The following is a 13986-nucleotide window of genomic DNA, read 5'->3' as shown; positions in this document are numbered from 1 at the left end:
AGTTGGTATGAATAAATCAGTATTTAGTAAAGATGAGTTAAATGTAGGCATCAGTGCATGTTTAACCGGTGAGAAAGTGAGATATGACGCCAGCAATAAACCATCTAACTTTTGTAATCACGAACTTGGCAAGTACGTTACATATAAGATGTTTTGTCCTGAAGTAGCGATTGGTATGCCAATCCCACGTCCAACTATTAGGCAAATTAAACAAGATGATATGATCATCGTTTCCCGTCCTGATGGCACTGGTGATGTGACTGAACCACTTAAAGAGTACGGTAAAAAAGTAGCTAAATTAACCGACGACATGGTGGGATATGTATTTTGTGCAAACAGCCCAACCTGTGGCATGGAAAGAGTAAAAATATACTCACCAGAAGGTAATTCGTTAAAGTCGGATGGAATAGGCATCTTCTCAAACGAGATAATGAAAGCCAATCCATTATTACCTTGTGAAGAAAATGGTCGATTAAACGATCCAATTATTCGTGAAAACTTTGTGGCGCGTATTTATACCTACAAACGCTGGCAAAACTTAGTAGCCAGTGGCGTAACCAAACATAAATTAATGACATTTCATAGCCAACACAAATACGCTTTGATGAGTCATAACATAGTGGAATATAAAAAATTAGGGCGCTTGTTGGCTGAGTCTGAGTTAGATGTTGAAGTCATCGCAGCTGAATATATTAGTGGTTTAATGGACGCGTTAAAAATTAAAGCCACCCGTAAGTCTCACACAAATACGTTGCAACACATACAAGGGTATTTTTCTAAACATATAAATGACGATCAACGTAAAGAACTTACTAATGTAATTGACGAATATCGTCAAGGAGTGATGCCATTAATGGTTCCATTGGCGTTAATCAAACATTACTTATTGGAACATCCTAATGAGTACCTCGCTGAACAAACCTATTTAGACCCTTATCCTGCTGATTTAAAGCTGAGATACGGCTATTAGTTTTATCGACTAACTGTCTGATATTTTTATATTTAATCTTCTTATATTTAACTAAGCAGCTATTAATATAGCTGCAAGAGGTGTTTTTGTGATTTTGTGGTTTAGAAATGATTTAAGAACGCATGACAATCCAGCGTTACAGTATTTTATTAATAGTCCAGCTAATCAAGCGACCTCAGCGCCAATTGTGCCGAATTACGCCAAAGTAGATGGCGAAATGGCAAAAGCCATTTTTTTTATCTCCGAGAAACAATGGCAAAAACATGATTGGTCCGCCATAAAAATAGATTTAATAAAACGACATGTTAATTTGTTGTCTCACCAACTTAGACAGCTCAATATCGATTTACAGGTGGTTGAAGTTGATGATTTTGAGCAGCAAATAGCTTATTTAACTAATTTAGTCACAGAAAATGGTATTAATGAAGTTGTTGCTAACCAAGAGCTAGAAGTTAATGAACAGGCTAGGGATCAACAATGTGTTGAGTTGGGGATCAATTTAACCTTGTTCGAGTCTGACGTTATTGTTCCTAAAGGTAAAATTCTTACTCAAAATGGAGAGATGTTTAAGGTATTCACGCCATTTAAACGGGCTTGGCTAAAATATATCCGAGATTATGGTTTTGATTATTTTCATAAATTAATCACCTCAGATGTGGAAAAACAATCCCCCGCTATAGAAGCTAACTTAGAGTCTAATATTAAGTCCGAATCAGCGGCTTGGCCCTTGGTAAATATAGTGGAACAGCAAGTTGTGCCTGATTTTATTCATGACAAATTATCTTATTATGGCGAAGAACGTGACTTTCCTGCTATCAAAGCAACATCCGGTTTATCTCCATATTTAGCGATTGGCGCTATCAGCCCAAGATATTTATTACGATTAATATTGAACAAACATCCAGATATTTTAATGTCTCCAGACTTGCCATTGTTTACTTGGGTCAACGAGCTCATTTGGCGCGATTTCTATCGGCATTTGATTTTTCATAATCCAAGGTTATGTAAACATCAATGTTTTAGTGAGAAGTATCAAACCACAAAATGGCCATTTAAACAGACGTTATTTATTGCATGGTGCGAAGGTAAAACGGGCTATCCTCTTGTCGATGCGGCAATGAGGCAATTAAATCAAACTGGCTGGATGCATAATCGTTTACGTATGGTGGTAGCTAGCTTTTTAACCAAACATTTATTAATTGATTGGCGTGAAGGCGAAAAATACTTTATGCAACACTTAATAGACGGGGATTTAGCTGCCAACAATGGTGGCTGGCAGTGGGCTGCCAGCACAGGTTGTGATGCTCAACCTTATTTCAGGATCTTTAATCCAATATTACAAAGCAAACGATTTGATCCAAATGGCGAGTTCATACGTAAATATTTACCAGAGTTAAGCGAAGTCCCGGTGAAAGAAATTCACTTTCCGCATAATTATATAAACAAACATAATTTAGATGTGTATTGGCCAGCAATCGTTGATCATAAAGAGGCTAGGGAAGCAGCATTAACTTTTTATAAATAATTAATGTTGCTGAATAAATTGGAAAAGAGGTGGTTAAAGTATGACTAACGATATTAAAACAGGTTTTGACAGTGAACCGTCTCTAAATATACATTCTGAGTGGTTGGCTAACTTTGTTGATGTTTACCAACAATTGTCTACTAATAACCTGCATTTACTTAGTACGATTTACCACAAAAACATTAACTTTAAAGATCCTATGCATGAATTACATGGATTTTCAGAGTTAAGTAAATATTTTGAAGGTTTATATCAAAATGTTAGCTCGTGTCAGTTTCGTATTAATCATGTCATTGAAAAACAGACCGAAGCTGCTATTTACTGGCAAATGGTTTACCAACACAAACACTTAAATAGTGGTAAAAAAATCACGGTGTCGGGCAGCTCACAATTAAAGTCATTTGATAACAAGGTTATTTATCACAGAGATTATATAGACCTTGGTGAGATGTTATACCAAAGGCTGCCGGTCATTGGACGTCTAATCACATGGATAAAAAATCGAGCGGCTAATGCATAATTCTCTTAATGTATTAATCACCGGAGCGACCTCTGGAATTGGTGAAGCTTTAGTTAATCATTACGCAAATGAGAACTACCGTGTTACCGCATGCGGGCGAAATCAAGAAAAGTTATCCCAGTTACAAAGTATTACTCAATTAGGATTAGCGTTTGACGTTAACAATGAAAATGATATCGAATTGGCAGCCGCGCAGGTCGACGATTTAGATATACTGATCTTAAACGCGGGTGACTGTCGTTACATCACCAATCCAATGGCGTTTGATTCAGACCTTTTTGAAGACATTATCAATACCAACTTAGTCTCCTTAGGGAAGTTAATTAAGCACTTTTTACCTAAAGTTAAAAAGGGCGGGCAAGTCGTATTTATAAGCTCAAGTGCCACCATAGTACCATTTCCTCAAGCTGAGGCTTATGGAGCCTCTAAAGCAGGGATGGATTATTTAGCCAATAGTCTTAGATTGGATCTAGTTGATCATCAAATAGACGTGACTTTAGTGCATCCAGGTTTTGTCCGTACTCCATTAACGGCGGTTAACCATTTCAATATGCCATTTATCATCGATTCGGACGATGCGGCTGCCAGAATATTTAATGGCATTAAAGCTCGCAAGGCTTATCTGCATTTCCCAAAACGCTTAACTTTGACATTAAAACTCATGTCGCTTTTACCTAGAAAAGTTTGGCAACACATTATTTTGAAAGACACTAATTCGAGAGAAACAATAAAATGAAGAATATTGCCATTATAGGTTCTGGGGTATCCGGTTTAACTGCTGCGTATTTGTTATCAAAAAAACATAAAGTCACCGTATTTGAAAAAGCACCACAAATTGGTGGGCATACTGCAACCGTAGATGTTGAAGTCGCAGGTGAACCGTTTGCTATTGATACTGGATTTATCGTTTTTAATGACAGAACGTATCCTAACTTTTTGGCTTTATTGGATGAGATAGGCATAAAAAAGCAAGAAACTGAAATGAGTTTTTCAGTCCATAATTGTCAAACCAAACTTGAATATAATGGTCATAATCTAAACACCTTGTTTGCACAACGTCGAAATATATTTAACCCTAGATTTTGGTTATTAATTAAAGAAATATTACGTTTTAACAAGTTATGTAAATCAATATATAAACACCAAAGTTTTGTTGAGGAATACACTCTAGGTGAGTTTTTACAAGACAATAATTTTAGTGGTTACTTTTCAGAACATTATATTTTACCTATGGGCGCAGCAATTTGGTCAAGTTCATTGGAACAAATGTCACGTTTTCAATTTAGGTTTTTTGTTCAGTTTTTTAATAATCATGGCTTATTAAATATTGCTGACCGACCTCAGTGGTTTGTTATACCTAACGGTTCTCGAAGCTATTTAGCGCCATTGTGCGAACCTTTTAAAGACAACATAGTGGTCAATGCTGAGATTGAATCCATCACACGTGACAGCGGTGTTGTGCAACTTCATTTCTTGGATAATACCATTCAGACGTTTGATGACGTTGTTATTGCCTGTCATTCTGATCAAGCTCTGTATTTACTCGGTGATGCGAATAAAGATGAAACGGACATATTATCGGCCATGACTTACAGTGATAATTCAGTAATATTACATACTGACATTAATCTTTTACCAAAACGTAAAATGGCATGGGCGAGTTGGAATTATCAACTTACGGATAACCGAATGAAACCGGCGAGTGTGACTTACAACATGAACATTTTACAAGGGCTAGATACCGAACATACTTTTTGCGTCACGCTTAATCAAAAATATGACATAGATCCTACCAAAGTATTAAGAGAGTTTACTTACCAACATCCTGTATTCACCATTGCTTCAATAAAGGCACAGCAACAAAGAAATAAGATTTGTGGCCAGCAACATACCCATTTTGCCGGAGCATATTGGTATAACGGTTTCCACGAAGATGGCGTTCGCAGTGCCGTTGAAGTTGCGGCTCGGTTTGATTGTTATTTAAATGAAAAATAGCCATTAAATTATGCAAAGTTGTATTTATGTAGGTCAAATTAGACATCAACGTTACCAACCAGCGATAAATCGGTTTGGTTATTCATTGTATATGATGGCGTTAGATGTAGATGAAGTGTCTAAACCTGACTTTAACGCCGGTGTTTTGGGTACACGTTGGTATTACCCATTAAGGTTTAATCAAAAAGATTACTTAAAAAATACAAATAAAACTGATCTTATTCCATTAAAACAACGTATTACTGATAAAGTTAAATTACTTAATGGCCATGAGCCAATTGAAAAGGTAGTGATGTTAACGCAGGTACGTTGTTTAGGATTGTATTTTAGTCCGGCCAATTTTTACTTTTGTTATCACGCTAATGGCGACATTAAATATATGTTAGCTGAGGTAAGTAACACACCTTGGAATCAACGCCATTACTACCTGGTTAACTTAGATAGCGGGTTAAATAAAAAGCAGATAACAGAAAAAGTATTTCATGTATCGCCATTTATGGATCTAGATATGAATTATATTTGGAAAGTGAAAGCGCCAAATTCAAACAGTGATGGTTTGCTGGTTCATATAGAAAATCATAAAACGAGTGATGATAAAAAAGACGATACGAGCAGCAAAATTTTTGATGCAACCTTGTCATTGAAAAAGAAGAAAATGACGAAAACTGAGTTACTAAAAGTATTATTAGCTTTTCCAGTAATGACGTTAAAAATTGTTGTTTTAATCTATTGGCAAGCATTAAAACTGTTTGTAAAACGAGTCCCTTTTGTAAGTTATCAGAATAATAAAAATTAGTTGGAAGTAAGGAATATCCTATGGAACAAGTTGTAACGGTTAAGAATAAAAAACTAATGACTTGGTTTGACCAAAAATGTCGAAAAATGGTTTTATCTGTTTTTGACAAAATAGACTACGGGCAAATTGAAGTAATTGAGTCAGGCCAGCATAGCTTCTTCCCTCAAATTCATGAAGGTACAGGCCCTAAAGCTAAAATGTATGTTCATGATATAAGTGTTTTCCGAGATTTCATTAAAGGTGGCAGTATTGGTGCTGCAGAGGCATTTATTGAAGGTAAATGGAGTACACCTGACCTTACCAACCTAATACGAATATTTGCCAAAGCACAAGAACAGACCGATCAAATTGAAAGCAAAAAATCTTGGCTGTCTAAATTCAAAAATTCTATCATTCATAAGTTAAATCGTAACAACCAGTCTGGGTCCAAGAAAAATATTTTGGCTCATTATGATTTAGGTAATGAGTTATACACCCGTTTTTTAGATCCTGAAATGATGTATTCATCAGCTATTTATCCAGATCAAGGTGCAAGTTTGTCTGATGCTCAAATCCATAAACTACACACTATATGCCAACGTTTAGATTTGAATGAATCTGATACTTTATTAGAAATTGGTTCAGGGTGGGGTGGATTGGCTATATTTGCGGCCCAGAATTATGGTTGTCATGTAACCACCACCACCATATCAGAAGAGCAACACAAATATGCTAAAGCACGTATTGAGTCTTTAGGCTTAACAGATCAAATAACGTTACTGAAAAAGGACTATCGTGAACTGGAAGGTGAATATGACAAAGTTGTTTCTGTTGAAATGATTGAAGCGGTTGGTTATGAGTATCTGCCTAGCTTCTTCCAGATATGCAATGACAGATTGAAAAAGGGCGGCAAGTTACTGATCCAATCCATTACCATTTCAGATCAACGTTTTGATTATTACAAAAATAATGTGGATTTTATCCAGCGCTATATATTTCCTGGCGGTTTTTTACCTTCAATTAATACCTTAAGTGAACATATGACTAAGCATAGCAATATGGTGATTGAGTCTATTGATGATATTGGCCTTGATTATGCGAAGACATTAGCGCATTGGCGAGATAGTTTTTTAAGTTCGTGGAATGAATTACAAACCTTAGGATATGACGAAAAGTTTAAACGATTATGGTTATATTATTTAGGTTATTGTGAAGGGGCATTTTTAGAGCGTTCCACCAGTGCGGTTCATTTAGTTGCTAGAAAATAATTAACCCTTTATAACACTATACACACCCTAAGGTATCCGGTGATATCTTAGGGACATGTCTAAATATTCACGTCAATATTTGTTATATCATCGGTGTGAACGTAGGTGTTTCTACCACTATCTTTCGCTTTATATAAGGCTTCATCTGCTCTGTTGAGTATCTTGTAAACAGTAGAAATATCTTTATTTGAGAATGTGGCTATGCCTAAGCTAACCGTAACATGATCGGCAACCAGACTTTTCTGATGAGGAATGTTCAAAATATCTAATAACTCTTTGACTCTTTTGGCTACTTTAATCGCACCTTCTTTATCGGTTTGAGGCAGCAACATTACAAATTCTTCACCCCCATACCTAGCAATAAAATCACTATCACGTTGTTGGATGTTTTTAAGTGCGCCAGCTACATTTTGTAAACATTCATCGCCCGCTATATGGCCATAAAAATCGTTATAAAGTTTAAAATAGTCAATATCTAATATGATGACAGAAAGTGACGTTTGGCTTCTTTTGGCGGTATGCACATCGTGTTCTAACCGTTCGTCTAACGCTCTTCTGTTCGGTAAGTTGGTTAATACATCGGTTAAGGATAAGGTTTGTAATTGCTGCTTTTGTTCTTCAACTTTTTCAGAAAAATAAACAAACGACTGTGCTAAATGGCTTATTTCGTCTTTCCCTGAAGTATTGATGTGCGCTTCTTGCGATTGAATGCGTTTTATTACACTGTTGTTCAAGTTTAATATCCGAGCAACAATTTTAACTTTGATAACATAGATAGTGGCGGACATTAAAATTAACAGTGTAATACTCAAACCAATAACCCAAATCACTTGTTGAGACACTTGATTAGCGGCATTTTGAGCTTTTTCAATGATATTTTTGTTTATGTCATAAAATTTAGCTTCTGATAACGTATTGATATCAACGATTAGGTTATGTAAAAAGTTACCTCTACCTCTTACTCTCCCTGCAATTTGTAGTTGTTCTATTTTTAAGTTATACCAACCTGGATCGTCAAATAATAAAGTTTTTAATGTGTTTATTTGACCAATAGTGACTTTGCCTATTTGAGGCTCAAGCACCTCTGTATTCAGTAAAATGTTGTTAAGTTTATTATTCACTTCTTTTGCTATTTGTCTTACGGTTTGTAACCTGTCGCTACTTTCTGCCTTATGTCTTAACGTTGTACTTTGAATCAACAGCATTAAGCTTTTTTCGATATCTTTGGAGGTTTTTTGTTGATTTAAATTCGTCACTATCTGGTCATTTAGGTTGTAGATAGTGTCATTTAAATCATGGATTTTTTGCGAGTTATGCAGACGATTTAATACTAGCTTGTCTAACTCGGCTAACTCCATTCTAACGGTTTTAAGTTGGTTGTTTAAATGGACGGCACCTTCAAATTTATCAATTAAGGTAATCAAATGGGCTTCTTGTTTTTGTAACTTCTCTATTGTGATGCGACGTGAGGCAAGATTATTGGCAATAGTAAGTCTTTCAGTTAAGTATAAAATTTCTTTAAGAGCACTATTTAGTTCACCAGCTTGAGCCGCTTGCGGTAATGAATTACTGGTGATGTCGGTTAAAATGTTATTAAAGTTATTTAATCTTTCATAACCCAATATTGAGCTAAAGGCCGTTATTACTATAATGATAATAAAAGCCGTGGAGACTAAAAAAGCCAGTGAGTTTCTGTTGCTGATTTGATTCATAATCTCACTTAATATTTCGGTTCTGTTAAGTCAATTAGGCGGTTTTCAGTCTTAGGCGCTATTTTGCCTTTTTTGCGGATGTAATTAATAACAATATCAGAAATTAACATGTCATTTGGATTTCTATACACAAAGTTTTGTGCACCTTGCCACATAGTGAAATCATCACCACCACTGGCTAAATAGTCAGACATAGCCACTTTGTATATTTTATTGTTCACTAACTTTTCGCCATTATGTTTAATTGATATCACTCTTTCATTGATTGGTAATTGACGGTCGTAAGTGACTTGTAGGCCGGATACTTGCAAGAATTTACCAAGTGCTTTGTCTATGCCTGTTAAGCCATTTTCTATTGCTTCACGTATTTGAATACCACTGATCTGCAAAACTAAAATCCGATTGCGGTAAGGTAACTCTGAAATAATGTGACGCCGCGTGATATTTTGATTTTTAACATAAACGTTTTCACCTCTAATAGAGCCACCATTGACAATCCCGATATCCGCTTCGGTATACTCTTTTAATGCATCAGCGACAAAGTTAGCAAAGTTATTTTCTTTACTTCTCACTAAGGTTCTTTGTGTATTGATTGGCGTTCTAGTAATTCCAATAACTTCGTCTAATAAAGTAGATAAACGTTCTTGGTAGCGTTCAACTAACTTTTGCATATTCGATTCTTTATCTAAATCTGTATATGAATAAAACTGAGTATCAACTTTGATTAAGTCTTGGTTTTTTTTGTCGATGCCAGAGATATTAATTAGGGCAAATTGATCTTCTTCTCGAATAAAGATATGACGAGGGTGTTGGGGGATAATACGATTACTTGTTAAGGCTAGACTGTCTTTTTGAAAAATAAAATCCACCGTGTTATCCATTAATAACGGGAACACATCATTATTGCGGCTTGAATTAATTAAAACGATTAAGTCGACATTTTTATCTCTTAACTTTTTTGCTTCTGTAATAATTGCTTTTTGTTTGTCTGTAATGGTTATACGTTTTAAATTATATTCTGTTATGGCGTTATCAGATAGGGTACTTAAAACACCAATCGTATAGTTACCTTGTTGGGTAACCACAGATTTAAACAGGCCGTCTAATGGTTGTTTAGTTTCTGATTCTATTATATTTGTGGCAATAAATGGAAATGCGGCTTCGTATGATCTGAGCGATAACTCATCTTCAAAAAAGCTAAAATCTCTTTTCGAAATTGACATCACGTCCGGCTCAATGGCGTTGAGTAAATCAATGATGTGTGAACCTCTGTCAAATGAAGACAACAAACTAGGACCAATACTTCCTCCACCAAAAAAGAAAAATAACGGGGTCGTTTTTTCACGTTGTTGTTTTAACATATAAGCAACAGAGGCATATCCTCCTTTTTTAACAGAACTGATTTCATTCATGTCACTGGCGAATAAAATGTTAATTTCACCCGCATTCCTACTATTTTCTGGGGCTTTGGCATTAATTTGAAATATACAAAGCGCAAACAGTAAATAAAGAAAAAAGTTTCTGCGTATAAATAACATAGGGAGATATTCACCTTTAAAACAACCGGCTTGTTGAATTCCATTGCTTTAACAAAGCATTAAGTTATTCATACACCATAAAAAGAAAATTTAATAATAAATACAGGGAGTAATATTGAGTTTTGTCATTTAATTCAATATCTATTTAATAATAGATATTGAAGCTGTATTTGCAACTATTTTAAATATAAAGTGATGTGAATTTATTCTTTGTTTTTACAATTATTTTTTTATGATAAATAGTTTGAATTATGGCCAAACCTAAATCGAAAGCGCCCAATAAATCTGTCACTGTGTACTGTAATAAGTGCCGGTTTAAATTGTTGCAGTATAAAAAAGGTGGCACCGGCTCTTTAGTTAAATGTTTTATTGAGCGCATAACCAAAAACTTTACTGAACAATTAGGAATATGTCCTAGTTGTGAAAGTCAGTTTGGCCGAGAAACTATGATCCGTGGTGTACCTGCCATTAAAATTATAGGCGGAAAGGTACTGGTTAAGTAATGATTAGCTCAAATATCTATAATCATTTACCAATATATCTATCGGTTTTATAACATAAAAATACAATAAGTTAATTTTTTTACTCTGTATGAAATGATTTATTGACTTTTTACTCTAATTTCTTGTTTAATAGCGCCCGTAGCAATTTTGTTAAGTTGTTACCTAGTTATATTGTTTTATATACGAAACGTATAACCACAGGCCTTTATTGGTCTGTACCGGAAGAGGAGCGTTAGTCAGGTAGTTAATCCGAGAAACTCAAATTTCAATGACGATTAATGATGGGAACTAACGCCGAGGAATTTCTAATTTTGAGTATTAGACGTTCCGGCTGCTTGGGCTGAATCCCTGCAGTTGTCACCTAAGATTTAATAGCCCGCACCATATTAGGTGCATGTTATTAAGGTGGAGAGCTTCTGGCATGTAAAAGTTTTCTTTTAATTTATCTCCATAGATAGAGTAATAAGTCAGTCCTATGTATGCCGCGTTCCCCTTAATAGTTACTAAAAATATATTAAGGAAAGACTTAAATGTCTCAATCAAATAATTCTACCATCGTTGCCAAATTTGGCGGTACTAGCGTTGCTAACTTTGCAGCAATGAGCCGATGCGCAAAAATCATCATTAATAATCCCGATATTCGTTTAGTTGTTGTCTCAGCCTCAGCAGGTGTCACTAATTTATTAGTTAAACTTGGTAATGAAGTATTAAGCAGTAATGAAAAAGAAAGTGTTTTACAACAAATACGAAATATTGAAAATGCCATTTTAAATGATTTAGGCCGTCCTATTAAAGTGGAAGCGGTGATCAGTCAACTACTTGAGCAGTTAGCAGAAATAGCATTACACCCATTACTTGTTACCTCAACCAAACTTAAAGATGAGTTATTGTCTTTTGGTGAGCGTATGTCTAGCGTACTGTTTGCAGAAGTAATTAACCAAGTTTCTGGTGAATCACTTGCGACGGCATTTGATGGACGTCAGGTATTAAAAACAGACTCGTCATTTGCTAAAGCTGAGCCGCAATTAGAGGCAACAAAAAAACAAGCCGAACAAATATTGAAACCTTTATTAGATACTAAAGTTGTTATAACTCAAGGCTTTATTGGTCAAGATAACTTTGGAAATACCACAACTTTAGGTCGTGGTGGCTCAGATTACAGCGCGGCTTTATTTGCTGAAGCTGTGGATGCGTTTGCATTGCAAATTTGGACTGACGTTACCGGCATTTATACAACGGATCCTAGGATCACAGATAAGGCACGTCCAATCAGTGAAATTAGTTTTGATGAAGCTGCTGAAATGGCAACCTTTGGCGCTAAAATTTTGCACCCAGCAACGCTTATTCCAGCGATTAGAAGTGGCGTAAAAGTATTTGTTGGTTCTAGTTTAGAACCGGATGCGGGCGGCACTTGGATTTCCAAAGATGTTGATTATCGTCCAGCATATAGAGCGGTAGCCCTTAGAAACGAACAAACCTTATTAACTGTTAAAAGCCCTGAAATGTTACACGCTACGGGTTTTTTAGCGCGTGTATTTGCGATTTTAGCAAAACATAAATTGTCGGTTGATTTGATCACTACCTCAGAAATATCAGTAGCGTTAACAATTGATAACCCACCTAATACACCTGTTGCCGCATTATTGGACGCTTGTGTTAATGATTTAAGTTCATTTTGTGATGTAAACGTTGAGTCTGATCTGGCGTTAGTCGCCGTGATTGGTAATCACGTTGAACATGATGATAACAAAGGGGGCGCAGGTCGAATTTTCTCATCTATTGGGGAAGATAAACTACGTCTTATTTGTCATGGTGCTAGTGAACATAATGTTTGTTTCTTGGTGAAACAAGAAAATGCCAAGGATATTGTTCGTCAAATACACGACTATTTATTTCCAGCTTAATTGAGCTGAATAAGGATATATAATGGTTGTCGTAGAGAAAGATTTAGTCACATTAAATCAAGATATTGCCGGACAAGAAATAGGCATACCGGTTTACCGCATTTTTGATAAAAGCATTGTTAATAAAGCAAAGGCGGCGGAATCTGGTAACAAGCCTATACCTAAAGTCTATATACAGAGCGCCGTACACGCTGCAGAAATGCAGGGTAGTGCGGTGATCTTTCGTTTAATAGAACAACTTAAAAAACTAACCTTATTTGCTGAATTCACACTTGTGCCAAATTGTAATCCATTTGGCCGAACGCAGCGTGCGGGTGAATATCTACAAGGTAGATATGACGCAACAACAGGCAATAACTGGAATCGTTTTTATCATTACGATGAAAAAGACGTTGTTAGTTTTGTGGGATCCCTAGAGCAAGCGCAAATTGATTTAATCAAAAGCGGCTCAGAAACAAAATTAGTTCGTTCGTTTAAGACATTTTTAAAACAAAAATTAGGTTCAAAATTAGATAAAGATTGGGGGGTTAATACAGCTCAGTTTTTAAATACAACATTACAAGAAATCGCAGTGGATGCGGATATTGTTTTGGACCTACATACAGGTCCATCATCAACAAGGCATATTTACAGTCCAGAGTTTTTGGCAGAACAAGCCACTGCGTTTAACATTGAAAACATAATCTCTATCCCACCTAAATTTGCAGGCGCATTAGACGAAGCGAGTTTTACCCCTTGGGTACATTTAACTGAGTTATTAGCGGACAGAGATATTGAGCTTAAATACAAAGTCAGTGCTTTTACCATTGAACTAGGATCGCAGGAAAATATCTGTTTAACCCAAGCGTTAAGTGACAGCGCAGGCATATTAAATTATTTACAACAACATCATTTAGTTGAAGGTTTTGTTGGCGTTGAACCTGTAGATATCACAACAACCTTGTTAAAGAACTATAAAACTTTGTTTTCCAAACATGCCGGTATGGTGGAATATTTAGTAAAAGCGGGTGACAAAGTAGCCAAAGGCCAGGTGATAGCAAGAGTATTAAACTCGTTAGAATTTGATACTAAGCACGCTATTGTTGACGTAAAAGCGCCAGATTCGGGAACGGTTATATTACATTATCCCTCCGCTGCTGTGCAGGTAGGCACTCAGTTATTTAAAATAGCAGTGCATGGATAGCGGTTAATTGGTTATTTGGTTAATAGAAACGTAAAAACGAGAAACGTGTTTCGAGTAGATAGTCTTTAACTGCAAAATAAAAAAGGTCATTAA

12 protein-coding genes and 1 riboswitch are annotated in these 13986 nt (G+C 35.8%); of the genes, 10 read left to right on the top strand and 2 right to left on the bottom strand.

The annotated features are described in order from the left end of the window. Positions 1-7: 7 nt before the first annotated feature. The 7 genes from KO505_RS13075 to KO505_RS13045 all read left to right on the top strand — a co-directional run bounded on the left by KO505_RS13075 (position 8) and on the right by KO505_RS13045 (position 7053). On the top strand, positions 8-970 hold the full coding sequence (locus tag KO505_RS13075) for a DUF523 and DUF1722 domain-containing protein (protein WP_216055887.1): 963 nt from the start codon (positions 8-10) through the stop codon (positions 968-970). 88 nt (positions 971-1058) lie between these two features. Continuing rightward, the gene (locus KO505_RS13070; protein WP_216055886.1) at positions 1059-2495 is read left to right on the top strand and encodes an FAD-binding domain-containing protein; all 1437 of its coding nucleotides are present in this window, start codon (positions 1059-1061) and stop codon (positions 2493-2495) included. 40 nt (positions 2496-2535) lie between these two features. Further along, entirely contained in the window at positions 2536-3015 is a 480-nt protein-coding gene (locus KO505_RS13065) for a nuclear transport factor 2 family protein (RefSeq protein WP_216055885.1), read from the top strand. Then, a complete protein-coding gene (locus KO505_RS13060) occupies positions 3008-3751 on the top strand; it encodes an SDR family NAD(P)-dependent oxidoreductase (protein WP_216055884.1) in 744 nt (247 codons plus the stop codon). The genes KO505_RS13065 and KO505_RS13060 overlap by 8 nt, the downstream gene beginning before the upstream one ends. Further along, positions 3748-5010 carry an NAD(P)/FAD-dependent oxidoreductase gene (locus KO505_RS13055; RefSeq protein ID WP_216055883.1) on the top strand — a complete coding sequence of 421 codons (1263 nt, stop codon included), beginning with the start codon at positions 3748-3750 and terminating at the stop codon, positions 5008-5010. The genes KO505_RS13060 and KO505_RS13055 overlap by 4 nt, the downstream gene beginning before the upstream one ends. A gap of 10 nt (positions 5011-5020) precedes the next feature. Continuing rightward, positions 5021-5806 carry a DUF1365 domain-containing protein gene (locus tag KO505_RS13050; RefSeq protein WP_216055882.1) on the top strand — a complete coding sequence of 262 codons (786 nt, stop codon included), beginning with the start codon at positions 5021-5023 and terminating at the stop codon, positions 5804-5806. Between the two features lie 20 nt (positions 5807-5826). Continuing rightward, on the top strand, positions 5827-7053 hold the full coding sequence (locus KO505_RS13045; protein ID WP_216055881.1) for a cyclopropane-fatty-acyl-phospholipid synthase family protein: 1227 nt from the start codon (positions 5827-5829) through the stop codon (positions 7051-7053). A gap of 59 nt (positions 7054-7112) precedes the next feature. On the opposite strand, the gene KO505_RS13040 is transcribed toward KO505_RS13045, so the two are convergent. Together KO505_RS13040 and KO505_RS13035 are read right to left on the bottom strand one after the other, a co-directional pair. Continuing rightward, positions 7113-8765 (bottom strand): GGDEF domain-containing protein, encoded by a 1653-nt coding sequence (locus tag KO505_RS13040; protein WP_216055880.1) that lies wholly within the window; start codon positions 8763-8765, stop codon positions 7113-7115. A gap of 8 nt (positions 8766-8773) precedes the next feature. Then, the gene (locus KO505_RS13035) at positions 8774-10303 is read right to left on the bottom strand and encodes a bifunctional UDP-sugar hydrolase/5'-nucleotidase (protein ID WP_216055879.1); all 1530 of its coding nucleotides are present in this window, start codon (positions 10301-10303) and stop codon (positions 8774-8776) included. 251 nt (positions 10304-10554) lie between these two features. On the opposite strand from KO505_RS13035, the gene KO505_RS13030 reads away from it, so the two are divergent. The 3 genes from KO505_RS13030 to KO505_RS13020 all read left to right on the top strand — a co-directional run bounded on the left by KO505_RS13030 (position 10555) and on the right by KO505_RS13020 (position 13893). Continuing rightward, positions 10555-10806: a DUF2194 domain-containing protein gene (locus KO505_RS13030; protein ID WP_216055878.1), complete on the top strand. Its 252-nt coding sequence runs from the start codon at positions 10555-10557 to the stop codon at positions 10804-10806. 214 nt (positions 10807-11020) lie between these two features. Then, a riboswitch (Lysine riboswitch) is annotated at positions 11021-11230 on the top strand. 106 nt (positions 11231-11336) lie between these two features. Continuing rightward, entirely contained in the window at positions 11337-12710 is a 1374-nt protein-coding gene (gene lysC / locus KO505_RS13025) for a lysine-sensitive aspartokinase 3 (RefSeq protein ID WP_216055877.1), read from the top strand. A 22-nt stretch (positions 12711-12732) separates the two neighbouring features. Then, positions 12733-13893, top strand: a complete 1161-nt coding sequence (locus tag KO505_RS13020; RefSeq protein ID WP_216055876.1) for a succinylglutamate desuccinylase/aspartoacylase family protein — start codon at positions 12733-12735, stop codon at positions 13891-13893. Positions 13894-13986: the final 93 nt, after the last annotated feature.

This window comes from Psychrosphaera sp. F3M07, assembly GCF_018860345.1.
GTDB lineage: Bacteria > Pseudomonadota > Gammaproteobacteria > Enterobacterales > Alteromonadaceae > Psychrosphaera > Psychrosphaera aquimarina.
This window is presented reverse-complemented; position numbering and strand designations above follow the sequence as displayed.